At 67.8% G+C, this 18,448-nt stretch carries 16 protein-coding genes; 5 read left to right on the top strand and 11 right to left on the bottom strand.

Annotation, left to right across the window (positions count from 1 at the left end; all coding sequences use genetic code 11):
- Nucleotides 1-31 precede the first annotated feature (31 nt).
- From rpoB to G6N67_RS20815, 5 genes are all read right to left on the bottom strand, one after another.
- Nucleotides 32-3,544: a DNA-directed RNA polymerase subunit beta gene (gene rpoB / locus G6N67_RS20835; protein WP_036434438.1), complete on the bottom strand. Its 3,513-nt coding sequence runs from the start codon at nt 3,542-3,544 to the stop codon at nt 32-34.
- Nucleotides 3,545-4,100: 556 nt separating this feature from the next.
- Nucleotides 4,101-5,201, bottom strand: coding sequence for an ABC transporter ATP-binding protein (locus G6N67_RS20830; RefSeq protein ID WP_036429195.1), 1,101 nt, complete (start codon nt 5,199-5,201; stop codon nt 4,101-4,103).
- A gap of 178 nt (nt 5,202-5,379) precedes the next feature.
- Nucleotides 5,380-5,766, bottom strand: a complete 387-nt coding sequence (gene rplL / locus G6N67_RS20825; protein WP_036429197.1) for a 50S ribosomal protein L7/L12 — start codon at nt 5,764-5,766, stop codon at nt 5,380-5,382.
- Between the two features lie 57 nt (nt 5,767-5,823).
- Complete coding sequence (rplJ, locus tag G6N67_RS20820; RefSeq protein WP_036429199.1) at nt 5,824-6,351, bottom strand: 50S ribosomal protein L10; 528 nt, start codon at nt 6,349-6,351, stop codon at nt 5,824-5,826.
- A gap of 297 nt (nt 6,352-6,648) precedes the next feature.
- The gene (locus G6N67_RS20815; RefSeq protein WP_036429200.1) at nt 6,649-7,101 is read right to left on the bottom strand and encodes an anthrone oxygenase family protein; all 453 of its coding nucleotides are present in this window, start codon (nt 7,099-7,101) and stop codon (nt 6,649-6,651) included.
- Nucleotides 7,102-7,180: 79 nt separating this feature from the next.
- On the opposite strand from G6N67_RS20815, the gene G6N67_RS20810 reads away from it, so the two are divergent.
- Entirely contained in the window at nt 7,181-7,615 is a 435-nt protein-coding gene (locus tag G6N67_RS20810; protein ID WP_036429202.1) for a winged helix-turn-helix transcriptional regulator, read from the top strand.
- Here the strand turns inward: G6N67_RS20810 and G6N67_RS20805 are convergent.
- From G6N67_RS20805 to G6N67_RS20790, 4 genes are read right to left on the bottom strand one after another with little or no spacing between them, the layout of a single operon-like run.
- Nucleotides 7,516-8,421: an ROK family protein gene (locus tag G6N67_RS20805; RefSeq protein ID WP_036429203.1), complete on the bottom strand. Its 906-nt coding sequence runs from the start codon at nt 8,419-8,421 to the stop codon at nt 7,516-7,518. The genes G6N67_RS20810 and G6N67_RS20805 overlap by 100 nt on opposite strands.
- Nucleotides 8,422-8,435: 14 nt before the next feature.
- Nucleotides 8,436-9,044: a DUF7158 domain-containing protein gene (locus G6N67_RS20800; protein ID WP_036429205.1), complete on the bottom strand. Its 609-nt coding sequence runs from the start codon at nt 9,042-9,044 to the stop codon at nt 8,436-8,438.
- Nucleotides 9,041-13,186 carry a glycoside hydrolase family 38 N-terminal domain-containing protein gene (locus tag G6N67_RS20795; protein WP_036429207.1) on the bottom strand — a complete coding sequence of 1,382 codons (4,146 nt, stop codon included), beginning with the start codon at nt 13,184-13,186 and terminating at the stop codon, nt 9,041-9,043. The genes G6N67_RS20800 and G6N67_RS20795 overlap by 4 nt, the downstream gene beginning before the upstream one ends.
- A gap of 18 nt (nt 13,187-13,204) precedes the next feature.
- Nucleotides 13,205-13,963, bottom strand: a complete 759-nt coding sequence (locus tag G6N67_RS20790; RefSeq protein ID WP_036429209.1) for an endonuclease/exonuclease/phosphatase family protein — start codon at nt 13,961-13,963, stop codon at nt 13,205-13,207.
- Between the two features lie 61 nt (nt 13,964-14,024).
- Here G6N67_RS20790 and G6N67_RS20785 point away from each other — a divergent pair, with 61 nt between their 5' ends.
- Nucleotides 14,025-14,573 carry a hypothetical protein gene (locus G6N67_RS20785; protein WP_036429210.1) on the top strand — a complete coding sequence of 183 codons (549 nt, stop codon included), beginning with the start codon at nt 14,025-14,027 and terminating at the stop codon, nt 14,571-14,573.
- On the opposite strand, the gene G6N67_RS20780 is transcribed toward G6N67_RS20785, so the two are convergent.
- Nucleotides 14,566-15,534 (bottom strand): helix-turn-helix transcriptional regulator, encoded by a 969-nt coding sequence (locus G6N67_RS20780; RefSeq protein ID WP_036429213.1) that lies wholly within the window; start codon nt 15,532-15,534, stop codon nt 14,566-14,568. The genes G6N67_RS20785 and G6N67_RS20780 overlap by 8 nt on opposite strands.
- Nucleotides 15,535-15,595: 61 nt before the next feature.
- Between G6N67_RS20780 and G6N67_RS20775 the strand changes: the two genes are divergently transcribed.
- The gene (locus tag G6N67_RS20775) at nt 15,596-16,120 is read left to right on the top strand and encodes a DinB family protein (protein ID WP_036429215.1); all 525 of its coding nucleotides are present in this window, start codon (nt 15,596-15,598) and stop codon (nt 16,118-16,120) included.
- Nucleotides 16,121-16,123: 3 nt separating this feature from the next.
- Nucleotides 16,124-16,723, top strand: a complete 600-nt coding sequence (locus G6N67_RS20770) for a DinB family protein (RefSeq protein WP_036429217.1) — start codon at nt 16,124-16,126, stop codon at nt 16,721-16,723.
- 1 nt (nt 16,724) lies between these two features.
- Here the strand turns inward: G6N67_RS20770 and G6N67_RS20765 are convergent, their stop codons facing one another.
- Nucleotides 16,725-17,324, bottom strand: a complete 600-nt coding sequence (locus tag G6N67_RS20765) for a TetR/AcrR family transcriptional regulator (RefSeq protein WP_036429218.1) — start codon at nt 17,322-17,324, stop codon at nt 16,725-16,727.
- A 55-nt stretch (nt 17,325-17,379) separates the two neighbouring features.
- On the opposite strand from G6N67_RS20765, the gene G6N67_RS20760 reads away from it, so the two are divergent.
- A complete protein-coding gene (locus G6N67_RS20760; protein ID WP_230022108.1) occupies nt 17,380-18,417 on the top strand; it encodes an oxygenase MpaB family protein in 1,038 nt (345 codons plus the stop codon).
- The last annotated feature ends 31 nt before the right edge of the window (nt 18,418-18,448 follow it).

Here is an 18,448-nt window from a genome sequence, read left to right as displayed (position 1 = left end):
TCCCTTTCCCCTTTCGGGACTAGAAATCTGTTTAGGCCAGGTCTTCCACAGAGGCGGATTCGTTGCGCGACAGGTTGATTCCGAGGTTGGCAGCGGCACGCTCCAGATCCTCGTCGTCACCGTCACGCATCTCGATCGCCGCGCCGTCGGAAGACAGCACCTCAACATTCAGGCAGAGCGACTGCAGCTCCTTGAGCAACACCTTGAACGACTCCGGGATACCGGGTTCGGGGATGTTCTCGCCCTTGACGATCGCCTCGTACACCTTGACGCGACCCACCGTGTCGTCGGACTTGATGGTGAGCAGCTCCTGCAGCGTGTACGCCGCGCCGTAGGCCTGCATGGCCCAGCACTCCATCTCACCGAACCGCTGGCCACCGAACTGCGCCTTACCACCGAGCGGCTGCTGGGTGATCATCGAGTACGGACCGGTCGAGCGGGCGTGGATCTTGTCGTCCACCAGGTGATGCAGCTTCAGGATGTACATGTAGCCGACCGTCACCGGGTACGGGAACGGTTCGCCACTGCGGCCGTCGAACAGCGTCGCCTTGCCGTCGCCGTCGACCATGACCTCACCGTCACGGTTCGGCAGCGTCGACCCGAGCAGGCCGGCCAGCTCGCCTTCCTGCGCACCGTCGAACACCGGGGTGGAGACGATGCTGTCGGCAGGCGCCGAGAGCAGGCCCTCGGGCAGCTTGCTCGCCCAGTCCGGGGTTCCGTCGGCCACGTTGATGTTCCAACCGGCCTTGGCGACCCACCCGAGGTGGGTTTCCAGGATCTGGCCGATGTTCATACGACGCGGCACACCGTGGGTGTTCAGGATGATGTCGACCGGGGTGCCATCGGGCAGGAACGGCATGTCCTCGACGGGCAGGATCTTGCCGATGACGCCCTTGTTGCCGTGGCGTCCGGCCAGCTTGTCGCCGTCGGAGATCTTGCGCTTCTGCGCGACGTACACGCGGACCAGCTCGTTGACGCCGGCGGGCAGCTCGTCGTCGTCCTCACGCGAGAACACGCGGATGCCGATGACCTTGCCGGACTCACCGTGCGGAACCTTGAGCGACGTGTCGCGAACCTCGCGGGCCTTCTCACCGAAGATGGCACGCAGCAGGCGCTCCTCCGGGGTCAGCTCGGTCTCGCCCTTCGGGGTGACCTTGCCGACCAGGATGTCGCCGTCGCGGACCTCGGCGCCGATGCGGACGATGCCGCGCTCGTCGAGATCGGCCAGCACCTCATCGGAGACGTTCGGGATGTCCCGGGTGATCTCCTCGGCGCCCAGCTTGGTGTCGCGGGCATCGATCTCGTGCTCTTCGATGTGAATCGAGGTGAGCACGTCCTCTTCCACCAGGCGGTTGGAGAGGATGATCGCGTCCTCGTAGTTGTGGCCTTCCCACGGCATGATCGCCACGAGCAGGTTCTTGCCGAGCGCCATCTCACCGTTCTCGGTGCAGGGCCCGTCGGCGATGACCTGGCCGGCCTCGACCCGCTGCCCGGCGTCCACGATCGGACGCTGGTTGGCGCACGTGCCGTGGTTGGACCGGGCGAACTTGCGCATCCGGTAGGTGTGCCGGGTGCCGTCGTCGGCCATCACGGTGACGTAGTCGGCCGAGACCTCTTCGATGACACCGGCCTTGTCCGACACCACGACGTCGCCCGCGTCGATCGCGGCACGCAGCTCCATGCCGGTACCGACCAGCGGGGCCTCGCTGCGCACCAGCGGAACCGCCTGGCGCTGCATGTTGGCACCCATCAGGGCACGGTTGGCGTCGTCGTGCTCGAGGAACGGGATCATCGCGGTCGCGACCGACACCATCTGGCGCGGCGAGACGTCCATGTAGTCGACCTGATCGGCCGCCACGAACTCGACCTCGCCGCCCTTCTTGCGGACCATGACGCGGTCCTCGCTGAAGCGGCCATCGGCGTCGGTCGGCGAGTTGGCCTGCGCCACGACGTGGCGGTCCTCCTCGTCGGCGGTGAGGTAATCGATCTGGTCGGTGACCACGCCCTCGACGACCTTGCGGTACGGGGTCTCGATGAAGCCGAACGGGTTGACGCGCGCGTACACCGACAGCGAGCCGATCAGACCGATGTTCGGACCTTCAGGGGTCTCGATCGGGCACATGCGGCCGTAGTGGCTGGCGTGCACGTCGCGGACCTCGAGGCCGGCGCGCTCACGGGACAGACCGCCGGGGCCCAGCGCCGACAGGCGACGCTTGTGGGTCAGACCCGACAGCGGGTTGTTCTGGTCCATGAACTGCGACAGCTGGCTGGTGCCGAAGAACTCCTTGATCGCCGCCACGACGGGACGGATGTTGATCAGGGTCTGCGGCGTGATCGCCTCGACGTCCTGCGTGGTCATGCGCTCACGCACGACACGCTCCATACGCGACAGGCCGACGCGGATCTGGTTCTGGATCAGCTCACCCACGGTGCGCAGACGACGGTTGCCGAAGTGGTCGATGTCGTCGACCTCGACCGGAACCTCGACACCGCCGGGGACGGTCATCGTGGTCTGGCCCTCGTGCAGGCGCACCAGGTACTCGATGGTCGCGACGACGTCCTCTTCGGTCAGCGTCGACGACGTGATCGGCTGGCCGGCGTTGAGCCCCAGCTTCTTGTTGACCTTGTAGCGGCCGACGCGGGCCAGGTCGTAGCGCTTCTCCTTGAAGAACAGGTTCTCCAGCAGGGTCTGCGCGGACTCCTTGGTCGGCGGCTCGCCCGGACGCAGCTTGCGGTAGATGTCCAGCAGCGCCTCGTCGGTGCCCGCGGTGCTGTCCTTCTCCAGCGTGCCCATCATGATCTCGGAGAAGCCGAAGCGCTCCACGATCTGCTCGCTGGTCCAGCCCAGCGCCTTGAGCAGCACGGTGACGGGCTGACGGCGCTTGCGGTCGATGCGCACACCGACGGTGTCGCGCTTGTCGACGTCGAACTCCAGCCACGCACCGCGGCCGGGGATCACCTTGACGCTGTGCAGCGTCTTCTCGGTGGACTTGTCGATGGTCTCGTCGAAGTACACACCGGGCGAACGGACGAGCTGCGACACCACGACGCGCTCGGTGCCGTTGATGATGAAGGTGCCCTTTTCGGTCATCATCGGGAAGTCGCCCATGAAGACCGTCTGGCTCTTGATCTCACCGGTGTTGTTGTTGATGAACTCGGCCGTGACGAACAGCGGGGCCGCGTACGTCATGTCCTTGTCTTTGCACTCGTCGACCGGGGCCTTGACCTCGTCGAAGCGCGGGTCGCTGAACGACAGCGACATCGAGCCCGAGAAGTCTTCGATCGGCGAGAGTTCGGCCAGCACCTCTTCGAGGCCGCCGACAGGGTTCTCCTCGCCGCGGTCCACGGCGTTCTGGCGCCAACGGTCGGAACCGACCAGCCATTCGAAGGAATCGGTCTGAACGTCGAGTAGCCCCGGAACCTCAAGAGGCTCGCGGAGCTTTGCAAATGAAACTCGGTTCGGTGCTCCTGGGACGGAGTTATTGGTGGTAGCGTTTGCTGACTTGCTCTGGCTAGAGACTGCCAAGATGCATCCTTCCAGCACCTCATGCGACTTTCCGGAGGACATCAACTGCCGGTCAGGTTAGCCGCGATTCTGCGTCGGTTCGGCTGGTTGACGACCTGTCCGACGGCACGCGACGAGATCACTGAGCAATGCTCAGGCAAGACCTACGGTGTCGAATACTGAGGGTGGGCAGGAGGCAGCCAGCGCAACGTCCAACGATAGCGCAGAACGGCGCATTCCTCAACTGCCCAGTAATGAGCATCACTGGGCGAGCATCTCCCGACGATATCCGTGCCGGTAAGGCGCTGGCTGGCGTCTCGAACTACCCGATACGAACATGCTGCCCAACAGACTGGCCCTTAAGGCGCCGTCCGTCAAGAGGTGACGCGCCGAATATGTGTGTTCACCAGCACGATGTCCAACTTAACCCAACCCTCCGACAGCGCGCGTAACCCCGTTGGACACCCAGAACCCTCAACCAGTCCTCAATGGCCCGCAGCGGCCGCCACAGGGCCGTTGAAGCCCGTCCCGACCCGTCTTACAAACGAACGAGGCCGGGCCTTGCGGCCCGGCCTCGTTCACCTTGTCTTGGCGACTAACTCTTCCCAGGAACCTCGATCACCCCGGTGGGCTCGTCGTCGGCGGTCCGCTGATGGCGAGCGGTCGGCTCGTCGTAGTTCTGCGGCAGCGGGGCCGCCTGCTGCGTCTGGCCGCTGGTGTTGTTGAGGTCTTCGAGGATCGCGGCCTGGGCGGCGGGCGGCAGGGTGTGCAGGATCTCGCGCACGCGCGCCTGACGTCGCGCGACGGCCTGACGCACCGGCATACCTGGGGTGACGGTGATCTGCGGCGGCACGCCCTCGACCTCCTCGACACCACCGTCGCCGTGACCGGCATCGAGCGCGGCCTGCTCGGCGGCCGCGGTCGCCTCGTCCTTCTCCTCCGACATGCCGATGGGGCCGATACGGCGGCCGTTGAGGAACTGCTTGACGGCCGGCTCGTCACTGGTCAGCAGCACCTCGCGAGGACCGAACATGACCAGGTGCTTGCGGTAGAGCATGCCGATGTTGTCCGGCACCGTGCGCACGATGTTGATGTTGTGCGTCACGATCAGCACGGTCGCGTCGATCTGCGCGTTGATGTCGATCAGCAGCTGCGACAGGTAAGCGGTACGAACCGGGTCGAGACCGGAGTCCGGCTCGTCGACGAGCAGGATCTTCGGGTCGAGCACCAGGGCCCGGGCCAGACCGGCGCGCTTACGCATACCGCCGGAGATCTCGCCGGGGAACTTGTGACCGTCGTTGGGCATACCCACGATCTCGAGCTTCTCCATGACGATCTCACGGATTTCGCTCTCGGATTTCTTGGTGTGCTCACGCAGCGGGAAGGCCGTGTTGTCGTAGATGTTCATCGAGCCGAACAGCGCGCCGTCCTGGAACAGCACCCCGAACAGCGTCCGGATCTCGTAGAGCTCCTTGGCCGAGCACTGGATGATGTCGGTGCCGTCGATGATGATCGAGCCGCGCTCCGGGCGCAGCAGACCGATCAGCGACTTCAGGAACACCGACTTGCCGGTACCCGACGGGCCCAGCATGACGCTGACCTCACCGGCGGGGATCGTCAGCGTGACGTCTTCCCAGATCTTCGAGGATCCGAAGGACTTGCTCAGCCCATTTACTTCGATACTGACGCCAGCCATCCGAGACCCTTCCGCCTACGTCCGCGATTCACCTGCAACCCGCCTGTGGTTTGAGTCACCATAGCGCACCGCGGCTGCCGAGTTTCAACGTTGTACCGGATACCGGCTATATACCCCCACGAACAGCAAAAATCCCCCGAATCCGCGAAGATTCGGGGGATTTTTGCGTCGGCGAAAACTACTTGACGGTGACCGTCGCGCCCGCGGCCTCGAGCTTGGCCTTGGCGTCGTCGGCGGCTTCCTTGGCGACCTTCTCGAGCAGCGGCTTGGGGGCGCTGTCGACGAGATCCTTGGCTTCCTTCAGGCCCAGGCCGGAGACGATCTCGCGGACGACCTTGATGACGCCGATCTTCTTCTCGCCGGCGCTCTCGAGGATGACGTCGAACTCCGACTGCTCCTCGGCGGCCTCGGCGGCGGCCGGGGCGGCACCGGGGGCGGCAACGGCGACCGGAGCGGCGGCGGTGACCTCGAAGGTCTCCTCGAACTGCTTCACGAACTCAGAGAGCTCCAGCAGGGTCATTTCCTTGAACGCGTCGAGCAGTTCTTCGGTGGACAGCTTGGCCATGGTGATGGTCCTTCCTGATTCTTCTTACAGATGTTTGGGTGGGTTGAGCGGTTGCGGTTAAGCGGCTTCCTCGGCGGCCTTCTTCTCCTGCAGCGCGGCAGCGAGCCGGGCCACCTGAGAAGCGGGCGCGTTGAACAGACCGGCAGCCTTGGACAGGTTGCCCTTCATGGCGCCTGCCAGCTTGGCCAGCAGCACCTCGCGGGACTCCAGGTCGGCGATCTTCTCGACCTCGGCGATGGACAGCGCCCTGCCGTCCATGTAGCCGCCCTTGATGACGAGCGCCTTGTTGTCCTTGGCGAACTTCTTGATCGCCTTGGCGGCGTCGACCGGCTCGCCCTTGACGAACGCGATCGCCGTGGGGCCGGCGAACAGTTCGTCGAGGCCTTCAATGCCGGCTTCGGAAGCGGCGCGCTTCACCAGAGTGTTCTTGGCGACGGTGTACGTGGCGGAGTCGCCGAGGGAACGGCGGAGCTCAGCCAGGTGTGCCACGGTCAGCCCGCGGTACTCGGTGACGACGGTGGCCGTCGACTCCTTGAACTGCTCGGCAATGTCGGCAACCGCCGTGGCCTTGTCAGCCTTGGCCATGCATGCCTCCTTGTGGTGGGTATCGGGTGCTCCACCAACTTGGGGCCGGAAACGACGAACGCCCCGACGCAGACAGGTCGGGGCGGAAAAATACGCGGGTGTCGGCCCGCAGATCTAACTGGCCTCGTCCTCCTGCGTGGGCCGCCGGGTCTCTGATGCACCGCTTGCGCGATGAACAACAGAGCGATCCGGACCTTCAACCGATTGCTCGAGTGCTTACTCTTCGCGCAAGCGCTCATCGGTGACCGACGGTCTTCGGTGGAACGCGTCAAGGGTAGCCGAACACGCGCGCACTTCCTAATCGAGCCCTGCCACCGCAGCCGTCACCACCAGCACGAGCAGCACCGCCAACAGTGCCACGCGCACCCGGTGCAGCCGATCCCAGCGATGCGCCAGCTCGGGCGGGGCAGCGGCGGTGTCGGCAGGTCCGCCCGCCCAGGCCGCGATGCGGTTGTTGATCGGCACCAGCGTGGTGAGCGTCAGCACCATCACCGCACCCATCAACACCACCGCGGCGATGAGCGGCAAGCCGGGGTTGATCAGCGTGGCCGCGATCAACAGGACCGCCGCGGTGCAGTACCAGAACGGCATCACGGTCCCGAAGATCCGGCTGCCGGCGCCGCGGGCCTGCCGGTAGGCCTCGTCGGGCAGCCGCCCGAGGATCGGGTTGAGGAATGCCGCGACCCCGAACTCGACGCCGACGAGCGGTCCGGTGACCACGATGGCAAGGATCTGCACGATCTGTTCCATGTCGTCGAGCCTGGTCGTTATGCTGTCACAAAACAAGGTACTGACAAATTAGTCAGTTCAACGTGCGGGGAGGCCTGCCGTGGCGGTGTCGAAGAAGGAGATCGGTGACTGCCCGATAGACGCGACGCTTTCGGTCATCGACGGCAGATGGAAGGGCACCATCCTGTGGCGGTTGTGTGACGGCCCCATGCGCACGGCCGAGCTCCGGCGCAGCATTCCCGACATCACCGAGCGCATGCTCATCCGGCATCTGCACGAGCTGGTGGCCGACGGCATCATCGACCGTCACGACGCGGGCACCATCCCGCCGTGCGTGCACTACTCGATCTCGGAGTACGGCATGACGCTGGCGCCCGTGCTGCAGAGCCTGTGCGACTGGGGCCGCGTTCACATGCGGCGCGAGACGCGAAAGGCTCAGCCCCGCAAGAGAGCGGCCGCACCCACCAGCCCGGCATCGCCGCCGAGCGCGGCGGGCACCACGCGCATCTCCCGCAGGAAATCCAGTCCCGCGTAAGACACCAAAGCCGCCCTGATCGGTCCGAACAGCAGCTCGCCCGATTTGGCGACGCCGCCACCGATCACCACGAGATCGAGGTCGCACACCGCGCCGACGGAGGCGATCATCGCCGCGATGGCCCGCGCCCCACGTTGAAATGCCTTCAGCGCCACGGGCTCACCCGCGAGCGCGGCGTCGGCGAGCTCTTTCGCGTCGGCCTCGGGCGGCGCATCCCAGCCCTGCCCGCGGGCCCAGCGCGCCATGTTGGGGCCGGACGCGACGGTCTCGACGCACCCGTGGGCGCCGCACGTGCACAGGGTGCCGTCGTCGGGGTCGACGATGACATGCCCGACGTGGCCCGCGTTGCCCGTGCGCCCGTCATACGGTGCGCTGTCGAGCACCAGGCCGCCACCGACACCGGTCGAGACCACCATGCCGAGCAGGAACTCAGCGCCCTGCCCCGCGCCGCGCCACTGCTCCCCCAACGCCATGCACAGCCCGTCGCCACCGAGGCGCACGGGCAGCCCGGTCGCCGACTCGACCCGCTGCACGATCGGAAAGCGTTGCCACTCGGTGATGTTGATGGGGCTGACGGTGCCGCTCGGCAGGTCGATGGGACCGGCCGACGCGACCCCTACGCCACGCACGGTGCCGTCGGCCGCTGCCAGCGTCTCGGCGAGCAGTTGTTCGACGACGGCCCACACGGTTTCGGCGTCGCCGTCCGGAGTGGGCAGTTTGGCCTGGTACACCAGGGTGCCGTCGGGGTCGACGAGCCCGGTGGCGATCTTGGTTCCGCCGATGTCGAGCGCGAGGGTGAGGGTCATCGATGATGCGCCAATCAGTGTTTGTGGGTGTTGTCGGGCTGGCGGGGGTCACCGGGGTGCTCGTAGCCGGGTGCGAGTTCGACCGTGGCCGCGCAGCGGGCATCGAGCCACAGCCGGAAGGCGCGCCGCTGGGCGGCCCCGCGCAGCAGCCGCGCGATGCGGTCGGACACCTCGTGCAGCGGGGGCGCCTCGGGTCTCGTGTTCCACCCGTGCGGCACAGTGCATTTCGTGGCGAACCGCAGCGGGTTGCGGGCATGGTAGGCGGCGATGTCGGCGTCGGTGACGACGACGGCTGCGCCGATGTCGGCGAACACCGCACGGGCCAGCGGGAGGGCCAGTGTCGAGGCCGCGACGCTGCCGATCTCCAACCGCGCCGCGGTGTCGGGCAGCACCGCATCCTCGGTGGGAGCGCCGTCCTCGACCAGGCACCGAGCCGCCGCCTCGTCGGCGACCACCCGCTCGGCCACCGCGAGCTGGGTCAACCAGCGCCGCAGCTGACGGCCCTCACTCGTGCCGGGACGCGGCAGCGCCGAAGCCCGATTGCCCGCCCGCAGGATCGCTTCACGCCGGTCGATCTCCGTGACCGGCACCGGTTTTCCCGCGACCCGCGCCGCGACCGTCATCGGACCGCGACCTTCACCGCGGGCGTGTACAGCAGGCGCCCCGCACAACCGACCCGGATCAGGGCCCACCATTCGCCGGGTTCGAGCCAGGCGGGCGGCGTGACGTCGAACCCGATCTCGACCGTGCCGCGGGCGGGCACATCGGCGCCCGCCGCGGCCGGGCCCATCCACTCCCAGGTGCCCCACGGGCTGATCAGGTGCGCCTCGGCCGTCAGGCCCGCGGCCGCATCGGTGCCGACGGTCGCCGAAAGCCGGGCGGTCTCACCGGCTTTCACCTCGATCGGCTGCGGCTCGGACACCAGTTTGAGCACTTCTCCCCCACCGTCACCCACGGTGACGATGCAGACGTCCTCGACCACCTGCCGCCACGACGGCGGCATCGAGCCCGAGTCGCTGCCGGTGACCGCGAGTTCGACCCGCACAGGGTAGCGGCCGGGTTCGGTGCCGGCAGGCGCCCGCACCACCACGTCGGTCTCCAGATGCTCGTCGGGCGGCAACACGAAAGGCAGCTGCGCGGGGCCCGCGGCCCAGCCCTTGGGCACCAGCACCCGGACACGCCCGTGCAGCGACGCGTCGGTACAGTCGCTGGCCGCGGTGAGGCGCAGCACGATCTCTGAATCCGGCTGCGCGGCAACGTTCTCCGGGTGCAGGTGGGCGACGGCAGGCAGTCCGCCGAGCGGCGCGGGGCCACGATTGTGCAGCCAGTACCTGGCGTAGAGCGGTTGGGCCGCCTCGGCCTCGGGAGCCAGCCGGCGGTGGTCGGCCCGCAGCACCTGCGGCAGGTTGAGCCGCGTCGCCACGGTCGCGATCTGATATCCGTGCAGCGTCAACCCATCGGCGTGCGCGAGCTGCGGCCCCGGCTCCTCGAGCAGGTTCAGGTGCGTCGCCGCGGAGACCGTGCGCAGCCCGGATCGGATGGTCACATCCGTGGTGCTGCCGGACATCTCGACGAGCCTCAGGGTGACGCCGTCGGCCGGACCGGTCGTGCGGACACTGCCGGCGGCCAGCGGGTTGCCGGTCGCCTTGAGCGCGCCGAGTTGCACGCGGCCTGCCGGCTCGATCTCCAGCAGCGATCCCCAGGACGGGAGGCCGCCTCCGCCACCGTGTGCCGGCACCGCGAGCAGTGGTCGGTTGAATTCCGCGCCGCGCGCGGCCACCCGGGCTGCGCGCCAGTCACCCGGACCGCTGACCAGTGCGTAGTCGAATGTGTGGGTCCAGTGCTGCAATTGGAAGTTGGAGCCGTCGGGCGCGGTACGCCGGGGCGGGTCGATCCAGGTTCCCGACGGCCAGCCGGTGCACGACCGCATGAGCGACGTGTGCAGGGTGCCGTCGGGATCGACCGCGAAGCCCGGCACGCCACGGTTGAGCACCGCCACGGTGTGTGATTCGAAGCGTTCGGCGCCGGCGGGCGCACCCTGTTCGACGACGATCTCCGCGTCGGCCAGGTCATCGACGACGCCGCCGAGGTCACCGATGAGGATCAACACGGGCAGGGCAGCCGCCGCGCGCAGATCGGCGCCCGGCACCCACTGTTCGATCAGGGGCGCCGCGGCTGGCACCCACACCCTGGCCGTTCCGGTCTGTTCGAGCTGACGCTTGAGTTCGTCGCTGTAGGACACGTCGGCGGCCGCGAGCACGGTTGCGGTGAAAGAGTTCTCGTCCGGTCCACCGAGCGTGATGCGGGTGTCGGGCAGGTTGGAGTCCACCGTGAGGTCGCCGTAGCGGGGCTTGTCGGCGCGGCTGCACGTCGCGGTCACCCCGGCGCGTGCCAGCGCGACCATCAGATCACGCGCTGCGGGAGCAGCCGCGGTGTCCGGTGTGACGACCTCGGCGACCGAGACCGCCCGCACGGCATCGCCGACCCGGACCCGCACCGCGGAGGACAGCCCGAACCAGCCGTAGGCCGGGTTGTCGAGGGTCCACGGGTGGTGTGCGGAGTCCACCGCGCGGCCGCTGTCCCCGCGGTCGTGCATCAGCCCGAAACCGCGGCCGATGACGGCGTCTCCGACCTCGCTGACCGGCAGTGCGCCGGGAACGGGACACGGCCACCGCAGCCGCAGCAGCTTGTCGGCACCGACGAATTCGTCGATCGTGGTGCGACAGTCGACCCGGTCCAGCCCCTGCCACAGGGTGATGGTCTGGGTGTAGCGCAGCAGGTCTCCGATGCGGCCCCGTACCACCACACGCTGCCCGAGCGCGCTACGGTAACAACGGATCTCGTCAGCCGCGGCCTCCGACGAACACACCACGGGCCCTTTTGGCAGCAGATGCCACGGCCCTTCGCCGGCCTGCGGGTGCGCCGGGTACTCGTCGTAGACCGCGAGCTCGTTGCCCACAGCGCCGTCGGCGATCAGCTCACGGCCGTCGTGGACGACGGAATCGACACCGCCGCCACGTGCCGGGTCGACGCTCAGCCGGCAGTAGTCGTTCTCGATGGTGGTGCCCGCGATCGGCTCCCACCCGGAGCCCCGGCCTTCGGTGAACCGGTAGGAGCGCCAGCCCAGCGACGGCACATCCCGCGCGAGCCAGCTGACGGTCAGGCCCCCGTGCTCGACCAGGACCGGCAGATACCGTCCGTCGGTGTCGACAACGGCACCGTCGAACGGCTTGTCCAGCCGCACCGTGACGATGTCGGTTCTGTTGTGCGCCAGTGAATTCCACACCACCACCGCACCGTCCACGGCGTCGGACAACAGCGCCAGTGCGTTGTCGCGCGCGCCCGTGCCCAATTCCCATGCGTCGCGCCAACCCGTCAGCAGGTCGAGATACACCTGGTCGGATTCGGATCCGGTGATGGCGTCGTGGTGGGCCCCGTACGCGAGCTGCACCCAGGCCTTGGCGAACGCCGCCTGCGGGTACTCGGCCCCGCCGAGCAGGCCCGCGAACACCGCGAACCGTTCGGCGTCAAGCACCGCGTCCTCGGCGGCCCGGTTGGCCTGCTTGGTGTCGATGTAGGAGACGTCCTTGCCCGTGTAGATCGGGTTCATGTCGCGGGTCTGCGGCGACGCCTCAACACCGCGTTCGGAAAGCTCGGCGCGCACCGCGGCGAAGAACTCGGACGGCACCGCGCACACGAACTTCGGCCACATGTACCTGGAGTTCCAGTCCCGGTGGATCTGCGTGACCCACTTGTTGGGCGGCGTGTAGTCGGTGCCGACGGGCAGCAGCACATTGCGGGTCAACGCGACGCGTTTGAGTTTGGTGAACAACGCGTATGTCGAGGCTTCGGCCTCGGTCAGCGACGCCGCGGAATCCATCCACCAGCCCGCCGAGTAGTGCGCGGGCATGTAGTGCGTGAGCAGGCCGCGCCCCGACGGCGCGATCCATTCGAACTCGCTGGGAAACTGCATGCGCTCGGGATCGCCGTCGTTCTGCATCGGCCCCCACTGGTGATGCGGTCCACGCGCCCACGAACTCGACGTCAGTCCGGCGTCTGCCGCCATTCCCGGAAACTGCGGGTCATGCCCGAACACGTCGAGCTGCCACGCCGTCGCGGGCCGCGCCCCCATGACGTCACGCTGAAAACCCATGCCGGCCACGAAGTTCCGGATCGCAGTCTCGGGGCTGGTGAGATTGGTGTTCGGCTCGTTGTAGGCGCCTCCCATGATCTCCACGCGCCCGTCAGCGATGAACCGGCGCAGGTCGGCCCGATCCTCGGGGTGGGCATCCCAGTACGGCTTGAGGTAGTCGACCTCGGCCAGCACGAACTTGTATTCCGGTTCGCGGCGCGCCATTTCCAGGTGCGCCGCCACGAGGTCGAACCCGTGGGTCTGCCTGCACTGCCCGGGCGGATCCTCGGTCCACACGCTGGTGTAGGCGGCCTGGGTGTTCCACCACACCGGGTCGTAGTGGAAGTGGCTGATCATGTACATCGTCCAGCCCGGTTCGGCGACGGTGAACTCGAACGCCACGTCCGCGGCCCGCGCGGTACGGGTTTCGCCCGGCACGGCACCGGTGACCGCGACGGGCACTTCGACGACGCCGTCGCCCGGCTCGGCGGCCGCCTCGCCGGACAGCCCTTCACCGGTGACCCGCACGGTCTCGCCGGGGCTCGCCCCGGTGTAGGCCACCCGCACCAGCTGCAGCGGTGTTTCCGCTGAACCGGCAAACAGCTCCGTCGTCTCGGCTGACGTGACGTGCACCTCACGAACCCTACGACGTCACGGCCGGGAAATGTCGACGACGAGCGCGCGATGATCCGAGATCGCCAACCGCGGAGCGTCACACGACTCGACCTGGAGGGTGTCGTCGTCGGTCAGCACGTGGTCGAGTTGATGGTCGGGATCGTCGGCCGGAAATGTCGGCGCGGTGCCCAGCGCGCGCCATCCCACCGAGCGGTTCGCGCGCATGTTGAGGTCGCCCATGAGCACCCGCGGCGCCGGGAAACCGCGCAGATCGCGCACGAGATGGCGCAGCTGCACGCGGTTCCAGCCGGGCACGAACGACAGGTGGGTGTTGGCGACGGTCATCGGCCCCAGCGGCGTGTCGAGCCGCGCCACGACGGCGGCTCGGGGTTCCTCGTGGACGATGCGGACCCGTCGGATGGCGGGCAGGTACATGGGGAATCGCACCGGGATCCGGGGCAGCCGCAGCACCTGCCAGTTCTCGGCGGGAAACCGCGACAGCAATGCGATTCCGTACGCGGCCGTGCCGGGTTGCTCACGTCCGGTGGCCGCCATCCATGTCGCACCCGGGGTGCCGGAGATCGCGGCGACGAACCGGTGGTGCTGGGCGTGCATGGCGGCCGCGGCCATCGCGGTCAGGTCGGCCTTACCGGAACGTGGTTGGTCGAGGTCGACCTCTTGCAACGCGAGGATGTCGGCGTCGATCTCAGCCACTGCATCGGCGAGTCTGCCCAGGTCGACGTCACCGTCGTGGACATTTCGTCCGTGCAGGATGTTGAAAGTAGCCATCCGCATGGGTACTCAAGTACCCGCGACGGCAATCCACCACGCGTCGCACCGACAACAGGATGGCACCGTGCTCGCTCGAAACGACGACCTGCGGGACGCATTGAAGCGCGCGGCGTCAGCGCTGAAATTGCATGGCCCCGACTTTGCCCTGGCGGGCAGCTACGCGCTGTGGGTGCACGGCGCACCGGAACCGGTGCACGATGTCGACTTCGTGGTCGCCGAGGCCGACGCCGACGCGGCAGCCGTGACCCTGCAGAAGGCCGGCTTCCGGATCGTGCGCACTCCCGAGGACTGGTTGTTCAAGGCGTATCCGGACGACGACGTCCTGGTCGACGTGCTCTATCAGCTCAACGGTGTCCCGGTCGACGCCGTCACGCTGAGCAGCGCCGAGGTACTCGACGTGCTCGCGATCCGGATGCCCGTGTTGCCGCCGACGCACGTGATGGCCGAAAAGCTCAACTCTCTCAACGAGCATCACTGCGATTTCGCGGCCCTGCTGCCCGCCGCGCGCGCAGTGCGCGAGCGCGTCGATTGGGATGCCGTCCGCGCCGCGACGAGTGAGAACGATTTCGCGGCGGCGTTCCTGGTGCTCACCGACCGCCTGGGCATCACGTGACGCGCCCCGGCGACGACGCGGCCCGCAAACGCTCCGCGACCGTACGCACCGCGGCGACCACCTCCGGTGGCTCGAGCACCTCGAAGTCGTAACCGGTGGTCGCGAAGTAGAGCACCATGCGTTCGGGGTCGTCCGCGCCGGCGGTGACGATGCACGTATCGGGGCCGTCCGGTTCGACGGTCGCCGACGCGGCCGGAAAAACTTGTGCCAGTGCGTGTTCCGGTGCCCGGTAGCGCACCCTGGCGACATATCGATACGGCGACGAACTGATGGACCGGCGCACGTAGCTCGCGGCGTCCGGCGCGTCGCGCGGCGCGAAGGTGCTGCCGAGGGCCCGCACGTCGGCCATGCGGTCGAGCCGCAGCGTGCGCCAGTCGGCGCGGTCGCGGTCGTAGGCCAGCAGGTACCAGCGCCTGCCGGTGGTGACCAGGTGATAGGGCTCCAGGCGCCGCTGCGTGTGGTTGCCGCGGATATCGGTGTAGTCGGCGTTGACGTGTTCGTGGTCGCGGCTCGCGCGGGCCAGGGTCATCAACACGTCCGGTTCGACGGGTGTGTCGGCCTGGTTCGGGGTCAGGGTCACGGTGGCGTCGTGCACCGCGGACACCTGTGACCGCAGCCGGGCCGGCATGACCTGGTCGAGCTTGGACAGCGCCCGCAACGCGGATTCGCCGACGCCCGCGACGCTGCCTCCCGCCGCGAGCCGCAGGCAGACGGCCATCGCGACCGCTTCGTCCGGATCGAGCAGCAGCGGTGGCAGCGCGGCCCCGGCACCGAGTTGATAGCCGCCGCCGTGCCCCTTGCTGGCGTGCACGGGATAGCCCAGGTCGCGCAACCGCTCGACATCCCTGCGGACGCTGCGGCCCGTGACACCGAGCCGCTCGGCCAGCTCCTCGCCCGACCAGACGCGCCGCGACTGCAGGAGCCCGAGAAGTTGCAGGACGCGGCTGGTGGTTTCGGACATGCCAAGAGTCTGCCGCACTCATAGGACAAAAACTGTCCTATATACCTGCGAGGGTGGTCCCATGCGAACAGATCTCCTGGCCGACCAGTTGGACTACCACTGGACCAACCAGCTGCGGCCCCGGCTGAACGGCCTGACCGACGACGAGTACTTCTGGCAGCCGGTACCGGACTGCTGGACCGTGCATCCCGACGGCGCAATCGATTTCAGCTATCCGCCGCCCCAGCCCGAACCGTTCACCACGATCGCGTGGCGGCTCGCGCACGTCATCGTGGGCGTGCTGGCGATGCGCAACCACTCGCACTTCGGCGGCCCACCTGCCGACTACCAGTCCTGGCCGTACGCCACCGATGCGGCCACGGCGCTGAAACAACTCGACGACGCGTACCGAAATTGGATCGACGGTGTGCGCGGGCTCGGCGAAGATGACCTGCAGCGGCCGGTCGGTCCGGCCGAAGGCCCGTGGGCCGAGCATCCGATGGCCGAGCTCGTTCTGCACATCAACCGGGAGGTCATCCACCACGGCGCCGAAATCGCTTGCATCCGTGATCTTTACGCTCATTCAGCCCACGACAAGGAGAACTGACCAATGCCAGGAATGCCCGCCCCCGCCGCCGACGAACGCCAGACGCTGATCGAATTTCTGGCGTTCCAGCAGAATGCGTTCTTCGCGGTGGCCTACGGCCTGACCGACGAGCAGGCCCGCGCGACACCGTCGGTGAGCACGCTGTCCATCGGCGGCCTGGTCAAACACGCCACCGGGGTCCAGAAGGGCTGGACCGAGCGCGCCGCGCATGCGCCCGCCGCACCACCGGCGGATCCGCGCCCGATGGAAGAGCAGATGGCCGACTATGCCGACCAGTACGTGATGCGGGACGACGAGACCCTCGCCGCGCTACTCGCGGCACTCAAGGCGCAGAACGCCGACACCCTGCGGGTGTTCGCCGAACAGGATCTGGCCGCGCCGGTACCTGTGCCCCGCGGAGTGCCCTGGTTTCCGCAGGACATCGACAACTGGTCGGTGCGCTGGGTCGCCATGCACCTGATCGAGGAGCTCAGCAGACACGCCGGGCATGCCGACATCATCCGCGAATCCCTGGACCGCGCAACGATGTACGAGTTGATGGCGGCGGCTGAAGAATGGCCGGAGACCGATTGGATCAAGCGCTGGCGGCCCGCGTCCGTGTGACCTAGCGCCCGAGGACCAGCCGTAACGCGTGGTCCACCACGGCGTCCAGGTCGTCGCCCAGGTTGCCGGCCAGCCATTGCTGAGCCAGCTCGGCCATCGCGCCGGTGTACATCGCGGCGCCGACCTGGGCGGCCACCGGGTCGGAGTCGGGGTGCTGGCGCCCGCCCTCCGTGAGCACGGCTTCGCGCAGCAGATCCTGCGTCGCGGCCCGGCGGGCGGCCAGTACCGGGTTGGCCCTGGCATCGGTGAACAGGATTCGCCCCCGGCGGGGGTCAGCAGAGCTGAACCCGAGCACGGCTGCGATACCGGCCCGGGTTCTGGCCCGCAGCGAATCGCCCGCGGCGGCCATCGCGGCCTCGACGTCGGCCGCCAGGAGCGTGCTGACCTCGTCGTAGACCGCACCGAGCAGGTCGTCGGTGTCGGTGAAGCTCTCGTAGAAGTACCGCGTGTTCAGGCCACACTCGCGACACACCGACCGCACCGACGCGGCCGCCTCCCCGCCCTCACCGAACAGCCGGAACGCGGCGTCGATCAGCAGCGTCCGGCGTTCGGCGCGGCGGTCCGTCAGCGGGACGCCGGCCCAGCGGGTCGGGGTCGACATCTGTACAGCCTAAATCTGGTCACGACCGTAGCCAAAATGTATTGTGGTTACAGCTGTGACCAGATTGGGAAAGGGCTTCAACGTGTCTCTACCGCCGTTCCTGCCGCACCAGTTCGTCGGCCAGTGGCTGAATCAGAAGTTCGACGCCGACATCCGCCGGAACTACTTCCGCGGCATGGAGTTCGCCGGGCCTGCCGGCGATCCGGGATGGTTCGGCCCGGGCAGTGCGGTGTGGCACGTGCACTCCCACATGCATGCCCTGATCTTCGGCCTGCAGTGTGCGGCGTACCTGGAGCGCCTCGACCCGTCGATCTATTGGATGGGCATGCACCATTCGAGGTTGGTCAAGCGTGACGACGAAGGCAATGCCATACCGGTCATCGATCCGAAAGGCGCGGCGGTGCGCCTCGGCCACTCGATCGCGTTCTTCATCGGCACCGCGTACGGGTCCACCGAGACCGCCGAACGGCTGGCCAAGGCCGTGCGCGCGATGCACCACACCATCAAGGGTGTCCGACCCGACGGCGCTCCTTACGACGCCGACGATCCGGACTGGCTGCGCTGGAATTACGCCACGGTGGTGTGGGGCCTGGCCACCGCGCACGAGCTCTACCATCCGCAGCCGTTGCGCGGCAAGAAACTTGACCGCTATTACGGCGAGTTCGTCCGCGTCGGGCACGCCCTCGGCGGTACCGACCTGCCCGCCACCAAGGCCGAAACGCTGGACTGCCTGGAGTCCTACCTGCCCAAACTCGCGCTCACCCACGGGGCCGCCATGGCCACCGGGTCGAACGTGGCGCTGCCGCAGAGCGCGATCGACTGGGCGATCCGCGACACCATGCCGAAGTGGGCCATGCAGCTGATCCAGCACCAGTCCCCCAACATCATCGAGCGCACTGCCCGGCGCGGCCTGGTGTGGTCGACCATCAACGGCTTGGAGCTGGCGGCCGGGCCCATCCCGGAGTTCCGCGAGGCGCAGGCCCGCGTGGCCGGCGGCCTCGATCCCGCCCTTTCGCCGCACACCGTGCCGACGTACGTGCCCGGCAGCGATCCGGTGCGCAGTCGCGACGAGGTTGAGCACAGCTTCGCCTGACACGGCGAAATACACTGAGCCCGCGCTTGTG

It is taken from the genome of Mycolicibacterium mageritense (assembly GCF_010727475.1).
In the GTDB taxonomy this organism is placed as follows: domain Bacteria; phylum Actinomycetota; class Actinomycetes; order Mycobacteriales; family Mycobacteriaceae; genus Mycobacterium; species Mycobacterium mageritense.
Note: the sequence above shows the minus strand (reverse complement) of the source record. Positions and strands in the feature narration are given on the sequence as shown.